At 39.5% G+C, this 25,885-nt stretch carries 21 protein-coding genes; 11 read left to right on the top strand and 10 right to left on the bottom strand.

All coding sequences use genetic code 11. The annotated features are described in order from the left end of the window. Positions 1-46: 46 nt before the first annotated feature. Positions 47-1,588, top strand: coding sequence for an apolipoprotein N-acyltransferase (gene lnt, locus QV04_RS05750; protein ID WP_065233298.1), 1,542 nt, complete (start codon positions 47-49; stop codon positions 1,586-1,588). Positions 1,589-1,701: 113 nt separating this feature from the next. Here the strand turns inward: lnt and sucD are convergent, their stop codons facing one another. From sucD to sucA, 4 genes are all read right to left on the bottom strand, one after another. Continuing rightward, positions 1,702-2,571, bottom strand: a complete 870-nt coding sequence (gene sucD / locus QV04_RS05745) for a succinate--CoA ligase subunit alpha (protein WP_065233297.1) — start codon at positions 2,569-2,571, stop codon at positions 1,702-1,704. Continuing rightward, positions 2,571-3,737, bottom strand: a complete 1,167-nt coding sequence (gene sucC / locus QV04_RS05740; protein ID WP_013745217.1) for an ADP-forming succinate--CoA ligase subunit beta — start codon at positions 3,735-3,737, stop codon at positions 2,571-2,573. Before sucC ends, sucD begins: the two co-directional genes overlap by 1 nt. 67 nt (positions 3,738-3,804) lie before the next feature. Beyond that, on the bottom strand, positions 3,805-5,016 hold the full coding sequence (gene odhB / locus QV04_RS05735; RefSeq protein ID WP_039148590.1) for a 2-oxoglutarate dehydrogenase complex dihydrolipoyllysine-residue succinyltransferase: 1,212 nt from the start codon (positions 5,014-5,016) through the stop codon (positions 3,805-3,807). Positions 5,017-5,033: 17 nt separating this feature from the next. Continuing rightward, positions 5,034-7,847, bottom strand: coding sequence for a 2-oxoglutarate dehydrogenase E1 component (gene sucA / locus QV04_RS05730; protein ID WP_065233296.1), 2,814 nt, complete (start codon positions 7,845-7,847; stop codon positions 5,034-5,036). A gap of 346 nt (positions 7,848-8,193) precedes the next feature. Here sucA and QV04_RS05725 point away from each other — a divergent pair, with 346 nt between their 5' ends. The 4 genes from QV04_RS05725 (at position 8,194) to QV04_RS05710 (ending at position 14,583) form a co-directional block, all read left to right on the top strand. Then, positions 8,194-9,480 (top strand): citrate synthase, encoded by a 1,287-nt coding sequence (locus QV04_RS05725; protein WP_065233295.1) that lies wholly within the window; start codon positions 8,194-8,196, stop codon positions 9,478-9,480. A 206-nt stretch (positions 9,481-9,686) separates the two neighbouring features. Continuing rightward, a complete protein-coding gene (locus QV04_RS05720) occupies positions 9,687-10,262 on the top strand; it encodes a TetR/AcrR family transcriptional regulator (protein WP_013745221.1) in 576 nt (191 codons plus the stop codon). 32 nt (positions 10,263-10,294) lie between these two features. Further along, a complete protein-coding gene (locus tag QV04_RS05715; protein ID WP_018347266.1) occupies positions 10,295-11,485 on the top strand; it encodes an efflux RND transporter periplasmic adaptor subunit in 1,191 nt (396 codons plus the stop codon). A gap of 23 nt (positions 11,486-11,508) precedes the next feature. Then, the gene (locus QV04_RS05710; protein WP_065233294.1) at positions 11,509-14,583 is read left to right on the top strand and encodes an efflux RND transporter permease subunit; all 3,075 of its coding nucleotides are present in this window, start codon (positions 11,509-11,511) and stop codon (positions 14,581-14,583) included. A gap of 101 nt (positions 14,584-14,684) precedes the next feature. Here QV04_RS05710 and QV04_RS05705 read toward each other — a convergent pair whose 3' ends face one another. Further along, positions 14,685-15,587 carry a YadA family autotransporter adhesin gene (locus QV04_RS05705; RefSeq protein WP_065233293.1) on the bottom strand — a complete coding sequence of 301 codons (903 nt, stop codon included), beginning with the start codon at positions 15,585-15,587 and terminating at the stop codon, positions 14,685-14,687. Positions 15,588-15,932: 345 nt separating this feature from the next. Here QV04_RS05705 and QV04_RS05700 point away from each other — a divergent pair, with 345 nt between their 5' ends. The 3 genes from QV04_RS05700 (at position 15,933) to mreD (ending at position 18,546) form a co-directional block, all read left to right on the top strand. After that, entirely contained in the window at positions 15,933-16,985 is a 1,053-nt protein-coding gene (locus QV04_RS05700; RefSeq protein WP_039087557.1) for a rod shape-determining protein, read from the top strand. 62 nt (positions 16,986-17,047) lie between these two features. Then, positions 17,048-18,046 carry a rod shape-determining protein MreC gene (gene mreC / locus QV04_RS05695; protein WP_065233292.1) on the top strand — a complete coding sequence of 333 codons (999 nt, stop codon included), beginning with the start codon at positions 17,048-17,050 and terminating at the stop codon, positions 18,044-18,046. An 11-nt stretch (positions 18,047-18,057) separates the two neighbouring features. After that, on the top strand, positions 18,058-18,546 hold the full coding sequence (gene mreD, locus QV04_RS05690) for a rod shape-determining protein MreD (protein WP_065233291.1): 489 nt from the start codon (positions 18,058-18,060) through the stop codon (positions 18,544-18,546). On the opposite strand, the gene QV04_RS05685 is transcribed toward mreD, so the two are convergent. Continuing rightward, on the bottom strand, positions 18,543-19,604 hold the full coding sequence (locus QV04_RS05685) for an AI-2E family transporter (RefSeq protein WP_065233290.1): 1,062 nt from the start codon (positions 19,602-19,604) through the stop codon (positions 18,543-18,545). The two genes, mreD and QV04_RS05685, sit on opposite strands and share 4 nt — an antisense overlap. Before the next feature lie 109 nt (positions 19,605-19,713). Between QV04_RS05685 and QV04_RS05680 the strand changes: the two genes are divergently transcribed. Further along, positions 19,714-20,025 carry a DUF5377 family protein gene (locus tag QV04_RS05680; protein WP_039080966.1) on the top strand — a complete coding sequence of 104 codons (312 nt, stop codon included), beginning with the start codon at positions 19,714-19,716 and terminating at the stop codon, positions 20,023-20,025. A gap of 1 nt (position 20,026) precedes the next feature. Here QV04_RS05680 and hda read toward each other — a convergent pair whose 3' ends face one another. The 3 genes from hda to upp all read right to left on the bottom strand — a co-directional run bounded on the left by hda (position 20,027) and on the right by upp (position 22,738). Next, positions 20,027-20,728 carry a DnaA inactivator Hda gene (gene hda, locus QV04_RS05675; protein WP_196247511.1) on the bottom strand — a complete coding sequence of 234 codons (702 nt, stop codon included), beginning with the start codon at positions 20,726-20,728 and terminating at the stop codon, positions 20,027-20,029. 93 nt (positions 20,729-20,821) lie between these two features. Continuing rightward, positions 20,822-22,060, bottom strand: coding sequence for a nucleobase:cation symporter-2 family protein (locus QV04_RS05670; RefSeq protein WP_039135481.1), 1,239 nt, complete (start codon positions 22,058-22,060; stop codon positions 20,822-20,824). Positions 22,061-22,111: 51 nt separating this feature from the next. Next, complete coding sequence (gene upp / locus QV04_RS05665; RefSeq protein ID WP_013745231.1) at positions 22,112-22,738, bottom strand: uracil phosphoribosyltransferase; 627 nt, start codon at positions 22,736-22,738, stop codon at positions 22,112-22,114. A 206-nt stretch (positions 22,739-22,944) separates the two neighbouring features. Here upp and purM point away from each other — a divergent pair, with 206 nt between their 5' ends. Together purM and purN are read left to right on the top strand one after the other, a co-directional pair. Then, positions 22,945-23,985 (top strand): phosphoribosylformylglycinamidine cyclo-ligase, encoded by a 1,041-nt coding sequence (gene purM, locus QV04_RS05660; RefSeq protein WP_065233289.1) that lies wholly within the window; start codon positions 22,945-22,947, stop codon positions 23,983-23,985. Continuing rightward, a complete protein-coding gene (gene purN, locus QV04_RS05655; RefSeq protein WP_065233288.1) occupies positions 23,985-24,635 on the top strand; it encodes a phosphoribosylglycinamide formyltransferase in 651 nt (216 codons plus the stop codon). Before purM ends, purN begins: the two co-directional genes overlap by 1 nt. Before the next feature lie 59 nt (positions 24,636-24,694). Here purN and QV04_RS05650 read toward each other — a convergent pair whose 3' ends face one another. Next, the gene (locus tag QV04_RS05650; protein WP_039090152.1) at positions 24,695-25,876 is read right to left on the bottom strand and encodes a hypothetical protein; all 1,182 of its coding nucleotides are present in this window, start codon (positions 25,874-25,876) and stop codon (positions 24,695-24,697) included. Positions 25,877-25,885 lie beyond the last annotated feature (9 nt).

Genomic DNA, 25,885 nt, shown 5'->3' with positions numbered 1-25,885 from the left:
TATTCTGAATTTAACAAAATAAGATTAAGATATTGAGATTATTATAATGTTAAAATATTTATATCCTATTCTTGCCGTTTTTTCCGGCATTATCGGTGTTTTTGCTTATGCCCCTTTCAATTATAGTTGGCTGGCTTTTATTTCTATTTTTTTACTATTAGCCGTTATTAAATATGCACCTTCGACTAAATTAGCATTAATATCCTCTTTTTTATGGGGGATGAGTTATTTTAGCTTCGGTTTAAATTGGATTAATATCAGTTTAGATCAATTTGGCGGTTTATCCATTACCGCAGCTTATAGTTTAGTAGTCGTTTTAGCTGCATATTTATCCCTATTTCCGCTATTATTTAGTTGGCTCATCCGAAAATTAGCGGTACAACAAGCTATTATTGTTGCTATTCTTTGGACTTTTACTGAATTTCTACGAGGTTGGTTATTTACCGGTTTTCCTTGGTTACAATTCGGTTATACTCAGATCGATACTTTTCTTGCTGGCATTGCTCCTTTCTTCGGTGTTCAGGGAATCACGTTCGTCATAGTCTGGTTATCTGCGCTCGGACTCAATATTATTCACAGCCTAAGCAACAAAAATGATCGCCATTTATTATTAGCAACATCACAAACTTTTCTAGTTATTATTTTAGTGGTTATTAGTTATTACAGTAATAAAATTACTTTTATCAAACAAAATACACAACAGAAACCGCTTACAATCACCTTAGTTCAAGGAAATATTGAACAGCAAAACAAATGGAATCCTGATTATATTTATCAATCACTCGATATTTATCAGAATCTAATTATGCCTCATCTAGGAAAAAGCGATATTATTATTTTGCCTGAATCTGTATTGCCATTATTAGAAAATCAGCTTACACCGTATATTGAGATGCTGTCGCGCTTATCACAACAATCTAATAGTGCTATTTTATTAGGTACAATTTATCAAGCAACCGGTAGTGAGCATTTATATAATTCATTAATTGCACTAACACCACAACAGCCTTATGACATTAACCATACATCACGATATTTAAAACATCATCTTGTGCCTTTCGGTGAATATATTCCTCTGCCATTTATTGAAAATATCATTAATATTCCTTTTTCCAGTATGTCTGCCGGTGGATTACAACAACCGCCACTACAAATAAAACAGGCAAATTTCACTAACGCAATTTGTTATGAAATCATTTTTGATAGTGAAGTACAAAAGAGTCTGCAACAAAATACTGATTTTCTGTTAACCATTTCCAATGATGCTTGGTTCGGCACTTCAATAGGCCCGTGGCAACATTTCCAAATGGCAAGAATGCGTGCATTAGAATTAGGGAAACCACTAATTCGGAGTACTAATACCGGCGTGACGGCGTTTATCGATCCATTCGGTAAAGTAATCAAACAAGCACCGCAATTCACAGCGACCACACTGACGACAGAAATGTATAAAGTCAGTGGGAAAACGCCATTTGCAGTATTTGGCAACACCCCACTTTATCTATTATCTATTATATTATTCTTCCTACATTTATTAGGAAGTTTATTAAGAAAAATACTATTGAAAAAAATACTGCCAAACCAATAGCTAGTTTGAAATTAATCTATCAATACAAAACTTATTTTCCACCTTAAGCAAACAAAAAACCGGTAATCTCTCGAATACCGGTTTTTGCTATTTATGATACAGATGACTAAAAACTAGCCTAAAATTTCACATAATGCTTTTCCAATATCGGCAAGGCTACGAACAGTTCTTACACCGGCTGCTTCTAATGCCGCATATTTTTCATCCGCTGTACCTTTACCGCCACTAATAATCGCACCGGCGTGTCCCATACGTTTGCCTTTCGGTGCAGTCACCCCGGCAATATAAGAAACGACAGGTTTAGTCACGTTTTGTTTAATATAAGCAGCAGCTTCTTCTTCCGCAGAACCACCGATTTCACCGATCATTACAATCGCTTTGGTTTCCGGATCAGCTTGGAATAATTTAAGAATATCAATGAAGCTTGAACCCGGAATCGGGTCACCACCGATACCAACACAGGTTGATTGGCCATAACCTTCATCTGTAGTTTGTTTTACTGCTTCATAGGTTAATGTACCTGAACGTGAAACAATGCCGATACTACCTTTTTTGTGAATATGTGCTGGCATAATACCGATTTTACATTCATCCGGAGTAATCACACCCGGACAGTTTGGTCCAATCATTCGTACACCGGTTTGATTTAATTTTTGTTTAACTACCAACATATCCTCGGTTGGAATACCCTCAGTGATACAAACGATTAATTGAATTCCAGCATCAATCGCTTCCAAAATCGCATCTTTACAACCAGGTGCAGGCACATAGATAACACTGGCAGTTGCACCGGTCGCTTCAACCGCTTCACGAACGGTATTGAATACAGGCAAACCTAAATGTGTAGTGCCGCCTTTATTCGGTGAAACACCACCGACAAGTTGTGTGCCGTAAGCTAACGCTTGTTCTGAATGGAATGTTCCTTGACCACCGGTAAAACCTTGGCAAATCACTTTTGTATTTTTATCAATTAAAATAGACATTATTTATCCTCCGCTGCTTTAACCACTAACTGCGCTGCTTCTGTTAATGAGTTGGCAGCTGTAATTTTAAGTCCGCTGTTGGCAAGAATTTCGCGTCCCAATTCAGCGTTATTACCTTCCAAACGCACAACTACCGGCACGTTAATTCCGACTTCTTTCACTGCATCAATAATACCGTTGGCAATTAAATCACAACGTACAATTCCACCAAAAATGTTGACTAATACAGCTTTTACATTCTTATCGGAAAGAATAATCTTGAAGGCAGTAGCAACGCGCTCTTTGGTTGCACCACCACCAACATCAAGGAAGTTTGCAGGATTACCACCGTGTAATTTAACGATATCCATTGTACCCATTGCCAAGCCTGCACCATTCACCATACAACCGATATTACCATCAAGAGCAACATAGTTAAGTTGTGATTCTTCTGCTTCTGCTTCACGAGGGTCTTCTTGGCTTAAATCACGCATTGCCAATAAATCCGGATGACGATATAACGCATTACCATCAATGACTACTTTTGCATCAAGACAGTGTAATTTACCGTTTTTCAAAATCACAAGAGGATTGATTTCAAGTAGAGAAGCATCTTTTTCAATAAATAATTTAGTTAATTGGCAAAACATTTGAGTAAATTGTTTGGTTTGTTCAGGATTTAAGCCAAGTTTAAATGCCAATTCACGACCTTGATAAGGCATACCGCCAATCAATGCGTCAACATACACTTTATGTAATAAATGTGGTGTTTTTGCCGCAACTTCTTCAATGTTCACGCCACCCTCAGTTGAAGCCATAAACACTACTGATTGTGATGAACGGTCGATAACCATACCAACATAAAGTTCTTTTTCAAGATCTGATGCTTCTTCCACATAAATTGTGTTGACCGGCTGTCCATTAGCATCAGTTTGGAAAGTCACTAAACGTTTACCTAACCATTTGTTAAAAAATTCAGTTAATTGCTCTTCTGTCTGAACCAATTTAACGCCACCGGCTTTACCACGTCCACCGGCGTGAACCTGACATTTGACCACCCATTCTTTACCACCCAATGTTTTCATTGCCTGCAAACCTTCTTCAACAGTTTGACAAGCAATACCTCTGCTCACTGGTAATTTATATTCAGCAAAAATCTGCTTACTTTGGTATTCATGTAAATTCATGATTTCTCCTATTTAGTATGTGCCTACCTTTACGGTAGGCATTGATTAAAGGTGATGGTTATTAAGTTTAGATTTCCAATAAAATACGTGTCGGATCTTCTAACAATTCTTTGATTGTAACTAAGAAACCAACAGATTCTCTGCCGTCTACCAAACGGTGGTCATAAGAGAGCGCCAAATACATCATTGGGCGAATTTCCACCTGACCGTTAACCGCTACCGGACGATCTTTAATCGCGTGCATACCAAGAATTGCACTTTGTGGCGGATTAATAATCGGAGTAGACATTAATGAGCCGAATACACCGCCATTGGTAATAGTGAAGTTACCGCCGGTTAAATCTTCAACGGTTAATTTGCCGTCACGACCTTTCTCAGCAAGTGATTTAATTTGTTTTTCAATTTCAGCCATACTGAGTTGATCACAATCGCGTAATACCGGAGTGACTAAGCCACGTGGGGTTGATACGGCAATGCTGATATCGAAATAGTTGTGGTAAACAATATCATCGCCATCAAGAGAAGCATTGATTTCCGGATAACGTTTCAAAGCTTCAACAACGGCTTTAACATAGAATGACATAAAGCCTAAACGAACACCGTGTTTTTTCTCGAACTGTTCGCCATACTGTTTACGCAATTTTTTAATTGGTGTCATATCCAATTCATTGAAAGTCGTCAACATTGCAGTGCTGTTTTTCGCTTCTAGTAGACGTTCTGCAATACGTTTACGTAAACGAGTCATCGGAACACGTTTTTCACTGCGTGCCGCTAATACCGGAGCCGGTTCAGCTGCTGCAGCTGCCGGTGCTTTAGATGCGGAAGCTAAATAAGCTTCAACATCTTCACGAGTTAAACGTCCGCCAACACCGGAACCTTTAATCTTGCTCGGCTCAAGATCATTTTCAGCCAATAGACGACGAACAGCTGGACTCAATGCATCATTTGTGCTTTCCGGCTCAATTGCCGCTTGTTGACGATCTGATGGTGTCGGTTCAGTTTTATTTACGCTGGCATTTGTTTCTTCGCCTTCTTTAACAGCACGTAATTTACCTAATATTTGTTTACTGACAACTGTTGCACCTTCTTCTTCCACAATAGCATCCAACACGCCATCAATAGGAGCGGGCACTTCTAAAACCACTTTATCTGTTTCAATTTCAACAAGGACTTCATCACGTTTAACGAATTCACCTGTTTTTTTATGCCAAGTTGCTACAGTCGCATCCGCTACAGATTCCGGTAAATCAGGAACAACAATTTCTTCAATATTACTCATTTATATAACCCTCTACTTTAGTTAGATTCTTTAATTTCAATAGTTAATGCATCATCAATCAATGCTTTTTGTTGTTTGATATGTAATGACATATAACCGACCGCCGGTGATGCAGATGCCGGACGACCTGCATAACGTAATTTTGCTCCTTCCGGTATAGAAGCATAGAAATTATGTTGGCTACAATACCACGCACCTTGGTTTTGCGGTTCTTCTTGACACCAAACAAAATCAGTAACGTGTTGATAAGCCGATAGAATTTCTTTGATCTCTTCGTGTGGATATGGATAAAGCTGTTCAATACGAACAATAGCAACATCCTTAATTTCACGTTTACGTCTTTCTTCCAACAGATCGTAATAGACCTTACCGGAACAAAGCACAACACGTTTCACCTGTTTTGCATCAATCGGATCAATTTCACCAATCGCATTCTTAAATGAACCGTCATACAACTCTTTCATTTCAGACACTGCCAATGGATGACGGAGCAAGGATTTCGGTGTAATCACGATCAATGGACGGCGTACCTTACGCAATAATTGACGTCTTAACATATGGTAAACCTGTGCCGGTGTTGACGGTACGCAAACTTGAATATTATCTTGTGCGCAAAGTTGTAGATAACGTTCCAAACGAGCAGATGAGTGTTCAGGCCCCTGACCTTCATAACCGTGAGGTAAAAGCATTACTAAACCGCACATTCTGCCCCATTTTTGTTCACCGGAGCTAATAAATTGGTCAATTACGACTTGTGCAACATTGGCGAAGTCGCCGAATTGTGCTTCCCACAACGTTAATGTTCTTGGTGTAGTGGTAGCAAAACCGTATTCAAATGCAAGAACAGACTCTTCTGATAATACGGAATCCCATACCTCAAATTCCCCTTGTTTACTATGAATATGTTGTAACGGGGTATAAGTTGTACCATTTTGTTGATTGTGCAACACAGCGTGACGATGGAAGAAGGTACCTCGACCAGCATCTTCACCGGATAAACGAATATGATTTCCATCATCCAATAACGTAGCATACGCCATTGTTTCTGCCATTCCCCAATCAAATGGTTTTTCACCACGAGCCATTGCCTGACGATCATTATAAATTTTCGCAACACGGCTTTGTAATATGTGATCTTCAGGGTATTCACTGATCTTATGTGCTAATGCTTTAAAACGCTCTTCTGGGAATTTACTTTCATAAGGAGAAGTCCAACTGTGATTTAGGTAAGGTAACCAATCGATCTTATTCATATCGATTGGCGTATATTCCGCTACTACGCACTCACCTTGGTCTAATTTATCACGGTAATCATTCGCCAAAGCAGTTGCTTCCTCATCACTAATAATTTGTTGTTGCACTAAATAATCGGCATACACTTTACGTGGGGTTGGATGACCTTTAATTTTCTTATACATCAAAGGTTGGGTGGCTGAAGGTTCATCTGCTTCATTATGCCCGTGACGACGATAAGAGATTAAATCAATGAAAATATCACGTTTGAATTTAGCCCGATATTCCACTGCAATGCGTCCAGCAAATGCCACTGCTTCCGGATCATCGCCATTTACATGGATAATCGGAGCCTGAATCATCTTTGCAATATCGGTACAGTATTCAGTAGAACGTGTATCGTGCGGATTAGAAGTAGTAAAGCCGATTTGGTTATTAATCACGATACGAATAGTACCACCAACAGTATAACCACGAGTTGCCGACATATTTAATGTTTCTTGCACAATACCTTGTCCAGCAACGGCAGAGTCACCGTGTACTGTTACCGCCAACACATTTTGACGTTCAGTATCATGGCTACGATTTTGTCTTGCTCGCACGGAACCAATAACAACTGGACTAACAATTTCCAAGTGAGAAGGGTTAAATGCTAACGCTAAGTGAACAAGACCGTATTCGGTCATAAAATTAGAAGAGAAACCTTGGTGATATTTCACATCACCGGTACGATCAGTGAAGTGTTTTCCGGCGAATTCATCAAACAACTCACTTGGTTTTTTACCTAGCACATTCACCAGCATATTCAAACGCCCACGGTGAGCCATTCCCATCACCACATCTTTTACCCCCTGTTTGCTGGCGTGACGGATTATCTCTTTCATTAAGGGAATAAAAGCATCACTACCTTCCAATGAAAAACGTTTTGCTCCCGGAAACTTTGCGCCTAAATAACGTTCCAAACCGTCCGCTGCGGTTAACTCTCTTAAGAAAGTCAACTGCTCTTCTTCACTGAACAACGGTTTATTCAAAACCGATTCTATTTTCTCTTGTAACCAACGACGAATATCAATATCAGTAATATGCATAAATTCAATCCCGATATGGCCACAATAAGTTTCTTTTAAAGCCTTATCGATTTCACGCAATGTCATACTTTCACGTTGGTACACATAATGTCCAATATTAAAGTGTTCATCCAACTCTTCGTCTGAAAAACCGTGGTAATGGTAATCCAATTCATCAATAACAGGTCTGTTCCACATTTTTAATGGATCAAGATCAGCATTGAGATGGCCTCTAAATCGATATGCATTAATCCATTGTAATAAACGCACCTGCTTCGCACCCGCCTCCGGATCGATAATAGTTTGCTGATTACGGCGACCTTCACTAGCCAATTTACGAAAATAATCTTTTACCGGTGCGTGAGGTTGGTCATTGTCGGTTTTCCATTGTTGGAAAATCTGTTGCCACTCATCGGATACACTGTTTGGATCAGTTAAATAAGATTCATAAAGATCTTCAATATAAGATTGATTTGCACCACCAAAAGCTGTGGAAGCAAGCCATTCTTTCATTGTATTGTTAGATTGCATTGATAAGTCCTTCATTTTTTACTTATAGTTGAACTACAACTTTGTTATTTTATCGGGTAAAACATTACTAATATACCCATTAAAATAACTAGATGATTCACTCTAAAGTGGAGTATGCTTATTATTATGCATTAAAAAAATTTTTTCTGTGACATTTGTTACATTTTTAACAAAAAAAAAACATAAAAATGCAAAAATTTTTTGATCTACCTCTAATTTTGAAAAAAAAGTGAGGGCAAGCAAAAAATAATGATGTTATATTGCATAACAACTTATTAACATACAGTTAAACAAACCCACAATATCATGCTGACTTTTTTCTAAAAAAGACAAGAAGGAGGAATTTATGTCAGAACTTACTGCAAAGCTAACTATCAGTGATGGAAGAGAATATGATTTGAATGTACATCGCGCTGAGTTAGGTTATGATGCGGTTGATGTGCAATCATTAACTTCACAAAAATTATTCACATTCGACCCGGGTTTAATGTCAACCGCCACTTGTAAATCTTCCATCACTTATATCGATGGAGACAAAGGCGTGTTATTACATCGTGGCTATCCAATCGATCAACTTGCAGAAAATGCTGATTATCTTGAAGTTGCCTATTTACTGCTTTTCGGTGAACGTCCGAATTTAGAGCAATACAAAGAATTCTCTCAATTAGTAAAAAGACACACTCTTGTACACGAACAATTAAGTCGCTTCTTTAACGGTTTCCGTCGTGACTCTCACCCTATGGCGGTAATGTGCGGTGTTAGTGGTGCATTAGCAGCGTTCTATCACGACTCTATCGATGTTAAAGATGCTAAAAACCGTGAATTGACAGCAATTCGCCTATTGGCAAAAATGCCAACCCTTGCGGCAATGTGTTATAAATATTCTATCGGCCAACCATTTATGTTCCCGCAAAATCATCTATCTTATGCGGGTAATTTCCTTTATATGATGTTCGCTACACCTTGCGAACCATATATCGTCAACCCAGTTCTTGAAAAAGCAATGGATCGTATCTTTATCCTTCACGCTGACCACGAACAAAATGCTTCAACTTCAACCGTACGTACAGCCGCCTCTTCCGGTGCAAACCCATTTGCGTGTATCGCCGCTGGTATTGCTTCTTTATGGGGGCCTGCTCATGGTGGTGCAAACGAAGCCTGCATTAATATGTTGGAAGAAATCGGTACAGTTGATCGTATTCCTGAATTTATTGCCCGAGCAAAAGATAAAAATGATCCATTCCGTTTAATGGGCTTTGGTCATCGTGTTTATAAAAATTATGATCCTCGTGCTAAAGTAATGCGTCAAACCTGCCACGAAGTATTGCAGGAACTGAAAATTGATAATCCATTATTCGATGTAGCAATGGAGCTGGAACGTATTGCTCTTAACGATCCGTACTTTATTGAAAAGAATCTTTATCCAAACGTTGATTTCTATTCAGGTATTATCTTAAAAGCGCTTGGTATTCCAACTTCAATGTTTACCGTAATGTTTGCTTTAGGTCGTACAGTTGGTTGGATTGCACACTGGAAAGAAATGTACAATCAAGGCAATTTCAAAATTGTACGTCCTCGACAAATTTATACCGGTGCAACACAACGTGATTTTGAACCAATGGATAAAAAATAATTTCCTCCGACATTGACTTTCCTTTTTTCCCACATTTTTATTGCTAAAAATGTGGGATTTTTTAATTATTCACTCAATGAGTATTAAAACTAATACTCCTCTAACAAATACCATTTAAACTTTCACGAAAACCTTGACATTGATCACAAAAAAAATAGAATGAACGAACGTTCATTCATACCTTTTAATAGGAGAGAAAACTCATAATGACAGCAGAAAACGAAATGCTTCAGCAGATTTTTCGTGCAACAGAAAAGTTGATTGCTCAATATGGCGTACACCAACTCTCTATGCAAAAAATCGCTAAAGAAGCAGGAATTGCTGCCGGCACTATATATATCTATTTCAAAAGCAAAGAAGAATTATTGCAACGTCTTGCCTTTGATCTTTTCCAACGCTTCCAAACTTGTGTTAATAAAGGAATTAATCCGGATTTACCACTATTTCAACAATATCGTCAAATGTGGTGGAATTTATGGCACTGGTTGCACGCTAATCCTCAAGTCATTTTAACAATGAATCAATATCGCGCTCTACCAGATTTTTACAATATTATCGAAGAGTGCTTGAATATTACGGATGATGCTTGGCATTGTTTAACCGAAAAAGGAAAACAAAGCGGTGAAATTTCCGATCTACATCCAGATATTTTGTTCAGTTTGAGCTTAGAAAGTGCAATCAATATGGCAGAAAAAGATCTTCATTTACGAATGAAAAGTGATGAGCAGGATTTAGAAAAGATTATCCAACATAGCTGGAATGCTATTTTGCCCCTTTCTTAATATGATTTATTTTTTAATACGGAGAAATTTAAATGGCTGAAAATCAGGCTGTAAAGCCTCGTCGTTCAAAACGCTTTATTGTCAAAGTCGTTTTGTTAGTCACACTGTTGATATTTGCGTTGGTGATTGCTGCGCATTTTATTAAAAAAGTGAAAACCAACGAATTCTTAAGCAATATGCCGCCTAACATTATTCCAATTACGGCGGTGAAAATTGAACCTCAAGATTGGATTCCGGTGATTAACAGCACTGCATTGGTGCGACCGAACCAAGGTGCAATGTTGAGTTCACAAGGCACCGGCACTGTTGCCAGCGTCAATATTCAATCCGGGCAACACGTGAAAAAAGGGCAAGTATTGGTTGAGTTGGATAACTCAGTTGAAAAAGCCAATCTGGTTGCGGCGGAAGCAAAACTTCCGGCGGCTAAATTAACTTATAACCGCTACCTTGCTTTGATGAAAACCAATAGCGTTTCAAAAACTGAATTGGATAATGCAAAAGCCACTTATGAAAATTTGGTTGCTACTGTCAATGGTTTAAAAGCAACGATTCAGCGTCGTCAGATTGTTGCACCGTTCGATGGTGAAGCCGGTATCATTAAAGTGAATGTCGGTGAATACGTTACTGCCGGTACTGAAATTGTACGTGTCGAAGATCGTAGCAAAATGAAAGTCAATTTCGGTATTTCGCAAGACGAACTCAGTCAATTACACCTACAACAGCAGGTAAAAGCGGTTAGCGATGTTTATCCTGATGAAACTTTCTCAGCAGTAATCACCGCGATCGAACCGGCTATTAACAAATCCACCGGGTTAGTTGAAGTGGAAGCGACTTTTGAGGGGCAGACCAAATTAATTTCCGGTATGTTCGTTCATCTTAAAGTAGAACGTCAAACCGAAACCAATCAAGTGGTCGTGCCGCAAGTTGCCATCAGCTACAATATGTATGGTGAAACCGCTTATATCCTCGTTCCGCTTACAGAAGAAGATAAAGCGAAACTCGGCGACCAACCGTTGGATAATGTCTATAAAGCACAACAAATCACAGTGCAAACCAAAGACCGTCGCAGTGTTCACGCTCAATTAGCAGCAAACCCTGCGCTCAAAGCCGGCACCTATATCATTACCGGTGGGTTGCAAAATGTCAGTGGCGGCAGTTATGTCAGAGTGGTTGATAAACCGGTGATTGGTGCTACTGAACCAGAAACAAAAACTAATCTTTAAGCATTAGCAAATTAGGAAAAAAGATGAAATTTACCGATCTTTTTATTAAACGCCCGGTGCTTGCCATTTCGATTAGCTTGTTGATTGTCATTCTGGGACTACAAGCAATATCAAAACTGGCTGTTCGGGAATATCCAAAACTCGTTACTACTGTAATTAATATTACAACAGCTTATCCAGGAGCAGATGCAGAACTTGTCGAAGCCTTTATTACTTCAAAAATTGAAGAGGCAGTAGCACAGGCGGATAATATTGACTATATGTCATCCTCCAGCGCTCAGGGTTCATCTAGCATTACAGTGAAAATGAAGTTAAATGCTGATCCAAACGGTGCATTAGCTGATGTATTGGCAAAAGTAAACTCCGTTCGTTCACAACTGCCTTCGGACATTGAAGACCCGACCATTACTTCTTCTACTGGTGGTTCCGGTATTATGTATATCGGCTTCACCTCGAAAGAACTAAATTCCAGTCAGGTAACTGACTATATTGAACGTGTTGTCAAACCGCAATTCTTTACAGTATCCGGTGTGGCAAAAGTGGAAGTTTTCGGCGGTGCTTCTTACGCTTTGCGTATTTGGCTGCAACCTGAAAAAATGGCAGCGCTCGGCTTGTCCGCCAGCGATGTAATGGGAGCATTATCCCAAAATAACGTGCAAACTGCAGCCGGTAGTGCCAATAGCTATTATGTAACTTATAAAAACAAAGTTGATACTACCACAAAATCTGCCGATGAATTACGCAACTTAGTGTTATTCTCTAAAAACGGTAATATCGTAAAACTTGGCGATATTGCTAAAGTTGATATGGATAAAGAAAGTGATAATGCTCGTGCAGCCGCAAATGGTGAAAATGCGGTCGTTTTAGGCATTGAGCCGGCGGCGGATGCTAACCCATTGACAGTGGTAAAAAACATTTATCCACTTTATAACTCTATTAAAGAGAGCTTGCCTAACAGTATCGAAAGCCGTGTACTTTACGATAAAACCATTGCGATTAACGACTCTATCAATGAGGTTATTCACACCATCTTTGAAGCAACCGTAATCGTGCTTGTCGTGATTACAATGTTCTTAGGTTCTTTCCGAGCTATGATTATTCCGGTGGTCACTATTCCGATTTCACTTATCGGGGTAATTATGTTGCTGCAATTCTTTGATTTCTCGATCAACCTGATGACGCTACTGGCGTTGATTCTCGCTATCGGTCTGGTGGTGGATGATGCGATCGTAGTGTTGGAAAATGTCGACCGACATATCAAAGAAGGCGAAACCCCATTCCGTGCGGCAATTATCGGTACACGTGAAATCGCCACTCCGGTTATCTCAATGACTATTGCGCTTTGTGCGGTATATTCACCAATGGCGTTGATGGGCGGAATTACCGGAACGCTGTTTAAAGAGTTCGCCTTAACCCTTGCCGGTGCGGTGTTTATTTCCGGTATTATTGCGTTAACACTGTCACCAATGATGTGCGGTAATATCCTCAAGGCTCACACCAATCCGACCAAACTGGAAATTCGTGTTGAACGTACTTTGAACAGTGTAACTGATCTCTATCAACGTATGTTGGCATTGATGTTGGACAGCCGCAAATTGGTGATTTTCTTTGCAGTATTGATTTTCGCCAGCTTGCCGGTGTTAATGAGCAATCTTTCCAGTGAATTAACCCCGAATGAAGATAAAGGTGCGATTTTAGCATTGGGTACAGCACCATCTAATGCCAATATTGATTATGTACAGGATGCAATGAAACAGTATGAGAAAATCCTTTCAGAAACGCCTGAAGTGGAATTCTCTATGGTGATTTCCGGTGTGCCGAGTACCAACCGTTCATTGGCAATCGCCTGTTTGACCAACTGGAGCAATCGTGATCGCAGCCAAACTGAAATTGCAAATGAGATCAACCAGAAAGCGAAAGCTATCCCTGAAATCAGTGTAAACGGCTTCTCTTTCCCAGAAATTGAAACCGGTGAACAAGGGCCTCCAGTTAGTTTCGTAATCACTTCAGCAGATGATATACATAAGCTCGCTTTAGTGGCTGAAAATGTGTTACAAGCAGCAAAAAAATCAGGCAAATTTATTTATAACAGTCTTGATTTAAAATTCGATACGCCGCAAATGCACATTACTATCGATAAAGAAAAAGCAGGTACTTACGGTATCAGTATGCAGCAGATCAGTAAATTATTGGGAAGTTATCTCGCCGGCGGAACAATCACTCGTGTCGGTATCGATGGACGTTCATATAAAATTATTTCTGAAGTACCACGTGCTGATCGTTTAAATCCGGAAGATTTGAATAACTATTTCGTTACTGCTGCAAACGGTGATTCTGTGCCGCTCGGTAACTTAATCAAAATGGAAATTAACTCTGAGCCGCTTTCTTTAAGCCGTTTCAATCAGTTAAGTTCCGCCGTTATCAGTGCCATTCCAATGCCGACCAGCTCTGTTGGTGATGCAGTAGAGTGGTTTGAAGGTGAAGGGGCTTCTTTGTTGCCAAGCAATTACAGCTATGACTTCAAAGGCGAAGCGCGTCAATTCGTACAAGAGGGTAATGCGCTTGCAGTCACTTTCGTACTGGCGGTACTGATTATCTTCTTAGTACTTTCCATCCAATTCGAATCAATGCGCGATCCGTTGGTCATTATGATCTCCGTACCGTTGGCAATCAGTGGCGCGTTATTGATGTTAAATATTCTGTCGTTATTCGGCATTGCCGGTACAACGCTCAATATTTATTCAGAAGTGGGATTGATTACTTTGGTCGGTTTAATCACCAAACACGGAATCTTGATGTGTGAAGTAGCAAAAGAACAACAATTACTTTTCGGAAAAGATCGTATCGAGGCTATTAGCTATGCGGCGAAAGTACGGTTACGTCCAATTCTAATGACTACAGCTGCGATGATTGCAGGTTTAATTCCTTTGCTTTACGCAAGCGGTGCTGGTGCAGTATCCCGATTTAGTATTGGTATTGTGATCGTATCTGGCTTAGCTATCGGCACATTGTTTACCTTATTTGTATTACCGGTAATTTATACCTTGGTAGCAAGTAAACACAAGCCGTTGCCAGTCTTTGAAGAAAGCGCTTCTTAATTATCCCCTTTAATAAAATAAAAGGTCTGGAGCATTATCCAGACCTTTATCAATAATCTAAAAACAAAAAAGGAACATTTTCATTTAAGATTCAACAACAATTAGAATTGATAGCCAATAGACGTTGATGTACTAAGATCTTTATTACTACCATTCATTCCTGTTGCAAAACTAAATTTTGCTTTCCAACGCCCATCATTACTTAATTTTGATATTCCAATCGCAATAGCACTACGATCACGATAAGTTCCTAAACCGACAGCAATCATACTTTTTCCATCTTTAGTCGCCGAAACTAAACCAGCCATTGCATTGCTAGCTGCAATCCCACTAGCAAGACGATCATCTAATGATTTTATATCGCGATGTAATTGATTAATTTGCTTATCCAAATTTAATTTTCTGCTTTCAAGTTGTTGAATACGATCTTCATGATTTTCTATTACAGTTCTATTCGCATTTATCGCATTAGTATTGTTGGTTATAGCAATTCTATTCGTATTTATCGTATTAGTATTATTTGTTATAGCAGTTTTATTCGCCTCTATCGCACTAGTGTTTTTGGTTATAGCTTTGTTGTTCGCCTCTATCGCCTTTTCTATGACACCAAATATTGTCCTTTTTATAAATTTTTCTCTCTCATATGGATAATTTTCTTCATCTTCATCTTCATCTTCAACTTCTTCAGCGACAAACTTCCTGTACCATTCTGTATTTTGCAAGGAATAAGCTTCGGACGACTCATAATCAATTACTAAGGACTCAGAATCAATGCCAAGTATTTTGTCAATCACATTTAATCTCTCACAAGGAGCACATTCGAATACTTCACCTGTCCCATAAATTTTATAATATTCTCCATTATCATAATATTGTCTATTCCTTTCAGTGTCCTGCCCCCGAATTGGATTGCCATTGTCTTCGGGCATAGCAAAAACATTAAAAGATATTGACAACATCAGTGGTAAATACATAAAAAATGATCTATCTAATTTAATTAACATAGATATTTCCCCTTATTTTAGTTTAGTTACTCACATTTTTTAGACTAACTTATTGCTTATCTTAAGCTTTAATTTCTAAGTTAATTCATAAAAAGACTTTTTGTTATAAGCATTCTACCTAGGGGGGGGGGTAGAAATCAATTAGAAAAAATGATATTTGTGAGCCGCACTCTGTTTTTTTACCTTTTACCGCTCTGTATCGCAAAACACCTCCTTTAGAAGGGAGACAATATCAAAAAAATCCTATCCTCTCCCTATTAAACAGCCCGATTTTTTGGTAAATTTACACCAATTTTTTTCACTGTAAAAAAACAACCCCAATTTAATTACTCAGATAAGCGGAAAATTATGTTTAAAAAAATTCGTGGTCTTTTTTCTAATGACCTCTCTATTGATTTAGGTACAGCTAATACTCTCATTTACGTTAAAGGTCAGGGCATTGTGCTTGATGAACCTTCTGTAGTGGCTATCCGTCAGGATCGCGTCGGTTCTTTAAAAAGTATTGCCGCTGTCGGTCACGAAGCAAAATTGATGATCGGTAGAACACCAAAAAGTATTAGTGCCATTCGCCCTATGAAAGATGGTGTGATTGCCGACTTCTTTGTAACTGAAAAAATGTTGCAATATTTCATTAAGCAAGTTCACCGTAATAACTTTATGCGTCCAAGCCCTCGTGTATTAGTGTGTGTTCCTGCCGGTGCAACTCAGGTAGAACGCCGTGCAATCAAAGAATCCGCCTATGGCGCCGGAGCTCGTGAAGTGCATTTAATTGAAGAACCAATGGCAGCCGCAATCGGTGCCAAACTGCCTGTTTCTGAAGCGACCGGCTCAATGGTCATTGACATCGGCGGCGGTACAACTGAAGTTGCCGTGATTTCATTAAATGGTGTGGTTTATTCCTCTTCTGTTCGTATCGGTGGTGACCGGTTTGATGACTCGATTATCAATTATGTCCGCCGTACTTTCGGTTCATCTATTGGTGAAATCACCGCAGAAAAAATTAAGAAAGAACTTGCTACCGCTTACATTGCCGAAGGTGATGAAATTTTAGAAATGGAAGTGCAAGGTAATAATCTTGCGGAAGGTGCGCCAAGAACCTTTACTTTAAACACTCACGATGTTTTGGAAGCAATTCAACAACCGCTTGACGGTATCGTGCGTGCAGTACGCACTGCTCTTGAGCAATGTCCGCCGGAATTAGCGGCTGATATTTTTGAACGTGGAATGGTGCTTACCGGTGGTGGTGCATTAATGAAAAATATTGATATTCTGTTAGCGAAAGAGTCTGGTGTGCCGGTGATTGTAGCGGATGATCCATTAACTTGCGTAGCGCGCGGTGGTGGCGAAGCGTTAGAGATGATCGACAAACTCGGCGGCGATATTTTCAGCGACGATTAATTTTTAAATCATTCATTTAGCGTGGCTTAGCAATAAGCTACGCTATTTTTAGCTTTCACAGTATGAAACCAATTTTTTCAAAATCCCCTTCTCTTGGTGTTCGATTAGTTTTTGCAACCATATTATCGGTTATTTTAATGTTTTCCGACGGGCAAACACGTAATCTATTGCAGCTCCGCAGTTTATTGGAAACGGCGGTGAGTTGGATCTATTATTTAGCCAATACGCCACGTTCTTTATTGGACGGCGTTTCTGATAATTTGGTGGATACCAACACCTTGCAAATTGAAAACAAAGTCTTAAAAGATCAACTGTTGGAAAAAAATGCCGATCTGTTATTGCTTGATCAATTAAAAGTAGAAAATCAGCGGCTACGTTTATTATTAAATTCACCGCTACGCCACGATGAATATAAAAAAATTGCTGAAGTGCTTACGGCGGAAACCGATCCTTATCGTCAGCAGGTAGTGATTAATCGTGGTGAAAAAGATGGCGCTTATGTCGGACAACCTGTTATTGATGAAAAAGGGGTGGTCGGGCAAATTATCTCTGTCGGACAAAATACCAGTCGCATTTTGCTCATTTCCGATGTAACCCATTCCATTCCGCTACAAGTGCTACGTTCCGATATTCGTGTTATCGCCAGCGGTACCGGTCGTGCAGACGAATTGGTTTTAGATAATGTATCCCGTTCAGCCGACATTGAAAAAGGTGATTTATTAGTCACTTCCGGGTTAGGGCACCGTTTTCCGGAGGGCTATCCGGTTGCGATTGTTGAATCGGTATCCCGAGAAGGAAATAATTATTTTGCAACTGTAGTGGCAAAACCACTCGCCTCTTTAGAACGTTTACGCTATTTACTGCTATTATGGCCGACTAATGAAGACATCAAACGTTTACACAATTCTCCTAATCAAATTAAAGAAGTGGTTAAACAGCGGTTATCTTCCTCTCAAGAAAATTACGACCTCAGAAATAGAGCAAACAATGGTGATAATACTGTTCCGTCTTTAGAAAACCGTCAGCTACCGCCTGCTAAAGAAAAAATAGAAGAAGAATAAAAGGAATCTTTATGAAAGCAAATGTGTTATTTCAATGGCTGATGATCGCCTTTACTTTCGTTATCGCTTTTGTATTAGAAATTATGCCTTGGCCGGCAGAATTTAGAGGCTATCGTCCAGCTTGGGTAGTATTAGTATTGCTATATTGGGTAATGGCAATTCCGAATAGAGTCAATATCGGAATCGCCTTTTTAATCGGCTTAGTTTGGGATCTCATTTTAGGCTCTATTTTAGGTATCCATACCTTAGTCTTATCCATTTTTGCTTACCTGATTGCTGTTAACTCTATGATTTTACGCAATCTCTCTTTGTGGCAACAAAGCCTATTGGTCATTCTCTTCGTCTTTCTGATTCGTTGTAGTATCTTCTTGTTGGCACTCTTTTTACACAGTGCCATATTTAATTCTCAAGAATTTATTGGCGCAGTTTTAAGTGGTATTTTATGGCCTTGGTTATTCCTGATCCTAAGAGGATTACGCCGTAAACTGGCACTACGTTAATCAGAGTTAGTTACCGGAGGCAACGCAGTGATAATGGCTTTCACCAGCGTTGCCAACGGAATGGCAAAGAACACGCCCCAAAAGCCCCACAAACCGCCAAAAAAGATAACCGATACAATAATCACCAACGGATGCAGATTAACCGCTTCCGAGAACAGCAACGGCACTAATAAATTACCATCCAAAATTTGGGTAATGGTATAAACCAGCATTAAATAACCGAACGTTGCTGACCAACCGAACTGAAACAGTGCCACCAACGCCAACGGAATCGTCACCAAGACAGCGCCGACATAAGGCACTAACACCGATAAACCAATCGCTACTGCCAGCAATAAAGAGTAATTCAGTTTGAAAATCAGGAAAGTAACATAACTGACCGCTGTTACCACCACAATTTCAACAACCTTGCCGCGAATATAATTGGCAATCTGCTGTTTCATTTCATCCCACACCTGATTTACTAATTGGCGATTTTTAGGCAGAAAACGGCTCACACCGGAAATCAGATAGTTTTTATCTTTCAATAAAAAGAAAACCATCAACGGCACCAAAAAGGCATAGATGCCCAATGTGACCAAGCTGACAATAGAAGTTAAAGAATAACGCAATGCCGATTCACCGAAACCGAGAATTTTCTCACGTAAACCATTGAAAACGGTATCAATCATTGCGTAATCCACATACTCAGGATAATTTTCCGGCAAAGAAAGCACCCATTGATGCAACTGATTGCTCATTGTCGGCAGATCTTTCAATAAGTTTACGGTTTGATTCCAAAGGGTCGGAATCATCACAATAAAGACAAACAGCACTGCAGCGATAAAACCGCCCAGCACCAATGCCAAAGATAATAAATGTGGAAATTTAAATCTTGTCGTCAGATACTGAATCGGTAATTCCAATAGGTATGCCAACACAATCGCAATCAATAACGGTGTGAAAAGATCGCTAAAAAAATAAAATCCGACACAAACTATCAACAACAGACTGAACAGTCCTGCTGCCTGTGGATCACTAAAACGACGTCTATACCACTCTTTAAATACAGCCAACATACCCTACTCCTTAATCAAAAACCCTTAGATTATAAGCAAGTTATTTACTTGAATAAAGGGAGAAACTATACTATGCGCACCTTTTTATTGGCTATATAAGGAAGCACGAATGAGTAAATCAGCAGAAAATCAAACTTACCCTCTCTACCAAAACAGCTGGGTGGTACGCCAGAGCGATCCGGGTGAAGAAGGGGCGAGAAACCATTTATTTGAAACCGTTTATGTACAACTGGATGCACACTATAACGGCACCGCACTTAGCTTTCACTTTAGCCGTAAAGTAGAAGATAAAGTTGAATTTTCTCAACAGTTTGATGATTTAGAAACACTGTTTAAATTCTTAGGCGAATCACTTGATCCAGTTTCTTTAGGTTTGCTAGGGGTAAAAATCGGCGAATTGAATGTCCAATTAGGCAAATAATTTATAAATGGAGTTGCTCTTTAACGAACGGAATAGTTAATTTGCGTTGTGCCTGTAACGAAGCCTTATCTAACTTCTCAAGCACAGAAAAAAGATAGGTTAAATCACGATCCAAACGGTTCAACAAAAATTTTGCCACTTCATCGGGCAATTCCAATCCTTGTTTACGAGCCGCCTGTTGCAAAACAGCGGCTTTTTTATCATCCGAAAGTTCCGCCAGCTGATAAGTTTCCCCCCAGCTTAAACGGGAACGCAAATCGGGCAATTTAATCGGTAACTGTTGCGGCGGCTGATCGGCACTCATCAATAACAAGGTTTTGCCGGTTTCTTTAATGCGATTAAACAGATCAAAAATCGCCACTTCCCATTCATCATTGCCGGCAATCGCCCCCAAATCATCAAGACAGACCAAATCCAGCTCTTCCAACTCTTCTAAAATTTCCGGTGAAAAATAGTGGGTTTTGGTCAAAGGGATATAAATTGCGCTACGTTCCTGTTGCAGAAACAGATTATTAGCGGCTTTCAACACGTGCGTTTTACCGCTGCTTTTCGCTCCCCAAATATAGAAAAAATTTTGTTGCAGATGAGCAAAATTCTCAAACAGCGAATTACATAACAACTGATTGCTGTCTGCATCAAAATTATCAAATGTTTCAGGATCAAATTCGTAAATCGGTAAAATGTATTGATATTGCAAACAAATACCTAAAATAGCCGGCAAAAAATTGGTTATAAGAATAAAGAAAAAAGACGGCTTGAGCAAGCACTCAAACCGCCTGTTTTGATGATTTCACAATTAATTTTCTGTTTTTTGTGCTTTCGGCAAAATTAAGTTTAATAAAATCGCCACAATCGCACAGAGGCTAATTCCTTTTAATGATACTTCACCGAAATTCACAAACATTCCGCCAATACCGAATGTCATTACCACAGAAATAATACAAAGATTGCGAGACTCAGTAACGTCCACTTTACCTCGGATCAAAGTACTCATACCAACCACAGCAATCGAACCGAATACCAACATCATAATTCCCCCCATTACAATAGTTGGAATAGTGGATAAAAATGCACCAACTTTACCACAAAACGAAATTGCAATTGCCCAAACTGCTGCCCACGTCATAATGGTTGGATTGAAATTTTTCGTCAACATTACTGCTCCAGTAACTTCTGCATAAGTGGTATTCGGTGGCCCACCTAAAAACGATGCCACTGAAGTTGCTACACCATCACCAAGCAATGTACGATGTAGTCCCGGTTTTTGTAAGAAGTCTTTTCCGGTTACCGAACTGATCGCCATAATTCCGCCAACGTGTTCAACCGCCGGAGCAATCGCAATCGGTAGCAAATAAAGAATCGCTTCCAACTTAAATTCCGGAGTCGTAATTGTTGGCAAACTGAACCAAGGCGCATCATAAACCGGTTGCAAGTTAATTAAGCCCATAAAAGCACAAACAATATAACCGGCGGCAATACCGAACATAATCGGAATTAATTTCATAATACCTTTAGCAAAAACCGCCACGCATAAGGTTGTCAGCAACGTGATCATTGACACCAAAATCGCCTGATCATAGCTGTAATTACTGTTCTTACCCAATGCCATATCCACAGCAACCGGTGCCAGCCCCATCCCGATAATAATAATCACCGGACCGACCACAATCGGTGGGAAGACCTTCTGCAACGCTTCCACACCTTTCACTTTAACCAATGCACTTAATGCAACATAAACTAACCCTGCACAAGTCAAACCACCGAGTGTAACAGGCAAGCCCCAAGTGGCAATACCGTATTGAATCGGCGCAATAAAGGCAAAAGACGATGCTAAGAAAATCGGCACTTGGCGTTTGGTACATAATTGAAACAACAACGTACCGACACCGGCGGTCAATAATGCGGTATTACTGTCCAAACCGGTAATCAACGGCACCAACACCAATGCACCAAAAGCAACGAACAACATTTGCAGACCGACAAACGCCTGCTTCACTTTGCTTTCAGCAATTTGAGATTGAGTATCTTGACTCATAAAATAGTTTCACCTCTCTGGATAAATTAACTAAAAAAAAGATATTCAATACTACTTAGTACCGAATATCTTATCGCCGGCATCCCCTAAACCAGGAATGATATAACCGTTTTCATTCAAATGATCATCAATGGATGCGGTATAAAGTTCTACATCCGGATGTGCATTCTGTAACGCACGAATACCTTCCGGCGCAGCGACTAACACCAACACTTTGATTTTTGGACATTGCGCCTTTTTCAATAAATCGATAGTTGCAATCATTGAACCGCCGGTCGCCAACATCGGATCGACAATAATCGCTAAACGCTCTTCCATATCCGGCGCCAATTTTTGGAAATAAGGCACAGGTTCTAAAGTTTCTTCGTTGCGATACATTCCGACCACACTGATTCTCGCACTTGGAATATGTTCCAATACGCCTTCCATCATTCCAAGACCGGCACGTAAAATCGGCACAACTGTCACTTTCTTACCTTTAATACGATCCACCTGTACCGGACCGCACCAACCTTCAATCGTTACCACTTCAGTTTCTAAATCGGCGGTTGCTTCATAAGTCAACAAGCTGCCCACTTCTGTAGCCAATTCACGAAATTGTTTAGTACTGACATCAGCCGCTCGCATTAAGCCGAGTTTATGTTTTACAAGCGGATGTTTCACTTCAACGATCTTCATTTTGCTGTCCTCTAAAATTTAAAAAAATCGCACGATTTTATACTTTCACACTGAAAATAGCCAGCGAATAACGGAAAAATATGACAATAACCTAATCTACCTCAAAATATTTCTCCGTTTTCCCCTTGATCAATATCGCAAACGATTGCGTAATCGTGGTACAATCTGCGCCCGAAATCATCTATAAACCCTGCAAAGGAGCAAAAGTGGACAAACAAACTTTAAGTTACAAAGATGCTGGTGTCGATATTAATGCCGGTAATGAATTAGTTGATCGTATCAAACCTCACGTTAAACGCACTCGTCGTCCTGAAGTGATTGGCGGATTGGGCGGTTTTGGCGCATTGTGTGCTATTCCGAGCAAATATAAAGAGCCGATTTTGGTGTCCGGAACAGACGGCGTCGGGACAAAACTGCGTTTAGCGATTGATCTACACAAACATAATTCTATTGGTATTGACTTGGTTGCTATGTGTGTCAATGACTTAATTGTTCAAGGCGCTGAGCCGCTTTTTTTCCTTGATTACTATGCCACTGGCAAATTGGATGTTGATATTGCTAGTGATGTGATCAAAGGTATTGCGGATGGTTGTGAACAATCCGGATGTGCATTAATTGGTGGTGAAACTGCTGAAATGCCGGGAATGTATCACGCTAATGATTATGACCTTGCCGGTTTCTGTGTCGGTGTAGTAGAAAAAAATGAAATTATTGACGGCAGCGAAGTTCGTGTCGGTGATGCATTAATTGCATTAGCCTCTTCCGGTCCGCACTCCAACGGTTACTCCTTGATTCGTAAAATTCTTGAAGTCGCAAAGGTTTCCGCCGCCGAAACTCTTTTAGAGGGCAAACCGTTAGCAGAACATCTGCTCGCTCCAACAAAAATTTATGTGAAATCTATTTTGCAATTAATTAAACGTGTTGATGTACACGCTATTGCTCATCTTACTGGTGGCGGTTTCTGGGAAAACATCCCTAGAGTTTTGCCGGATCACGTTCGTGCCGTTATTAATGAACAGAGTTGGCAATGGCCGGCAATCTTCAAATGGTTACAACAAAACGGTAATGTCGATACTCACGAAATGTATCGCACTTTCAACTGTGGTGTCGGAATGGTGATCGCATTACCGCAAGAAGATGTTGAAACCGCACTTGCTCTACTCGCTCAAACCGGCGAAAAAGCGTGGGTTATCGGGCAAATTGAACATCTTGATGAACAAGACAAAAAACAGCTAATTATCCGCTAATGTCATCAAATAAAAAAAGAATTGCCGTTCTGATTTCAGGCGAAGGACAAACATTACAGGCGATTATCAACGCCTGTAATGCAGGTAAACTTAATGCCGATATTGTTACCGTTATCAGCAATAAAGCAGATGTTTATGGTTTACAACGTGCTAAAAACGCCAATATTCCAACGCATATTTTTTTGCGTAAATCTTATGTCGATAATCAACAAATGGATATGGCGATTGCCGATATTCTTCGCCAATATCAGGTTGATCTGATTGTGCTTGCCGGTTATATGAAAATATTAACCGCTGCTTTCACTCAGCGTTTTGAAGGAAAAATTCTCAATATCCATCCTTCTCTGTTACCTAAATATCCCGGTTTACATACCTATCAACGTGCATTGGAAAATCACGATAGCGAACACGGTTTCAGTATTCATTTTGTCAATGAAGAGATGGACGGCGGACAGGTAGTATTTCAGTGCAAAGTGCCGATTTTGGCGACAGATGATGAAAATTCACTTTGCAATCGAGTCAAACAGTATGAACAGCGTTATTATCCGCAAGTGATTTCTTGGTTTGTCGAGGGTCGTCTTAGCTATCACACCGAAGCCTATTTCGACGATAAACCATTGACTTCACCTATTGTTGAATATCAGGAATAACAGATCACACAGTTGCTAATAATATTTTCTAAGATTATTAGCAACTTTCTAAAAAGGTACTATGACCCCAATCTGTTCAAAACAATTTCTACTGCATAAGCATCGGCGGTAGATACTTCCAATTCAATAGATTCTGCCGATTTTGTGCTGCTCAATTTTACTTGCTCGCCTAAACAAAAATAGTTAATTAACTCAGCATAAGGAATAGAAAAACTTCTCTCTATTGAGGAAAAGACAACTCTTTGATTAGTGATCACCAAGTCACCCCAAGCTTTGGTCGTTTGCGTTTCTTTTTCAAGTCTACCGTTTGTGTACCCCGATCCAACACCGACACCTATTTTTGATTCCGAACCAAGTCCCATACCAATAAAGCCACTTGTTGTATTTCCACGTAATACATAAGAAATATCTTTTCCTATCCATTGCGCAGTGACTTCAAGGTACACCACTTCGCCCGGATTTTTAAAAAAAGAGGCAACACTATAAACGGATTTCAAATCTTTATTACGTAAATTATAATTTCGTGAAAGATCATCCAAAACCCGATAACATTCTGTACTCTCACTTCGTTTTAATTTCACTGCATCAAAAGCATTTTTCAACCGAGAAATGGTAGATGAATTCACAATAAAATAATCCGTAGATTTAACCAGTGATTTACACGCCTCTTCAGCGTATTTTATTCGCTCCCTATCCGATAATAAGGTTAAACCTTGATAATGAAACTTCTTCAGATCATTACGTAATTTTTCATCCATATATGAAGCTTGTCTAAATTGTTTCAGTAACTGAAGAAGTTGATTGCGCAATTCTTGCTTTTTCTGTTCTTCTTTTATTGCATCTTTAATCGATTTCCACCACTTTCTCAAAATACTATTGATCTGAAAAAATACTTTATTTTTCTCTTTATCAGTCATCTTAGTTTGAGATATTGTCTTCTCGACAATAGTGTCTGTTTCCGCCTGTTTCTCTTCTTCAGGTATACTTTTTCTTTTCAAGCCGACTAATATAAAACAGACAATAAAGATTGCCAGTAATATCAACGAACTTTGCTGTTGTTCCGGCTTTTCATTAGGAATAGCAGTGATACCGGCACCGATAAAAAAACCTAATATAGACAAAATAAGAATCTGCCATCTAGCAAAAAATTTATTCCTAAAAATTAATACTTTAGGTCGAATTAAACCAATAACTCCGGCAATAATAAAAAATAAACTTAATAAAACACCGAAAATTTGCATAAATTATCC

Origin of the sequence: Gallibacterium genomosp. 1 (assembly GCF_001678575.1) — a bacterium.
Taxonomy (GTDB): Bacteria; Pseudomonadota; Gammaproteobacteria; order Enterobacterales; family Pasteurellaceae; genus Gallibacterium.
This window is presented reverse-complemented; position numbering and strand designations above follow the sequence as displayed.

What these genes read in the sequence shown, in the direction of transcription:
- QV04_RS05650 (WP_039090152.1), bottom strand. Translation starts at nt 25,876, where the DNA reads ATGCAAATTTTCGGTGTTTTATTAAGTTTATTTTTTATTATTGCCGGA.
- QV04_RS05680 (WP_039080966.1), top strand. Translation starts at nt 19,714, where the DNA reads ATGAGTAAATCAGCAGAAAATCAAACTTACCCTCTCTACCAAAACAGC.
- mreD (WP_065233291.1), top strand. Translation starts at nt 18,058, where the DNA reads ATGAAAGCAAATGTGTTATTTCAATGGCTGATGATCGCCTTTACTTTC.
- QV04_RS05685 (WP_065233290.1), bottom strand. Translation starts at nt 19,604, where the DNA reads ATGTTGGCTGTATTTAAAGAGTGGTATAGACGTCGTTTTAGTGATCCA.
- QV04_RS05670 (WP_039135481.1), bottom strand. Translation starts at nt 22,060, where the DNA reads ATGAGTCAAGATACTCAATCTCAAATTGCTGAAAGCAAAGTGAAGCAG.
- upp (WP_013745231.1), bottom strand. Translation starts at nt 22,738, where the DNA reads ATGAAGATCGTTGAAGTGAAACATCCGCTTGTAAAACATAAACTCGGC.
- sucC (WP_013745217.1), bottom strand. Translation starts at nt 3,737, where the DNA reads ATGAATTTACATGAATACCAAAGTAAGCAGATTTTTGCTGAATATAAA.
- purN (WP_065233288.1), top strand. Translation starts at nt 23,985, where the DNA reads ATGTCATCAAATAAAAAAAGAATTGCCGTTCTGATTTCAGGCGAAGGA.
- sucD (WP_065233297.1), bottom strand. Translation starts at nt 2,571, where the DNA reads ATGTCTATTTTAATTGATAAAAATACAAAAGTGATTTGCCAAGGTTTT.
- odhB (WP_039148590.1), bottom strand. Translation starts at nt 5,016, where the DNA reads ATGAGTAATATTGAAGAAATTGTTGTTCCTGATTTACCGGAATCTGTA.
- QV04_RS05720 (WP_013745221.1), top strand. Translation starts at nt 9,687, where the DNA reads ATGACAGCAGAAAACGAAATGCTTCAGCAGATTTTTCGTGCAACAGAA.
- mreC (WP_065233292.1), top strand. Translation starts at nt 17,048, where the DNA reads ATGAAACCAATTTTTTCAAAATCCCCTTCTCTTGGTGTTCGATTAGTT.
- QV04_RS05715 (WP_018347266.1), top strand. Translation starts at nt 10,295, where the DNA reads ATGGCTGAAAATCAGGCTGTAAAGCCTCGTCGTTCAAAACGCTTTATT.
- QV04_RS05705 (WP_065233293.1), bottom strand. Translation starts at nt 15,587, where the DNA reads ATGTTAATTAAATTAGATAGATCATTTTTTATGTATTTACCACTGATG.
- lnt (WP_065233298.1), top strand. Translation starts at nt 47, where the DNA reads ATGTTAAAATATTTATATCCTATTCTTGCCGTTTTTTCCGGCATTATC.
- sucA (WP_065233296.1), bottom strand. Translation starts at nt 7,847, where the DNA reads ATGCAATCTAACAATACAATGAAAGAATGGCTTGCTTCCACAGCTTTT.
- QV04_RS05710 (WP_065233294.1), top strand. Translation starts at nt 11,509, where the DNA reads ATGAAATTTACCGATCTTTTTATTAAACGCCCGGTGCTTGCCATTTCG.
- QV04_RS05725 (WP_065233295.1), top strand. Translation starts at nt 8,194, where the DNA reads ATGTCAGAACTTACTGCAAAGCTAACTATCAGTGATGGAAGAGAATAT.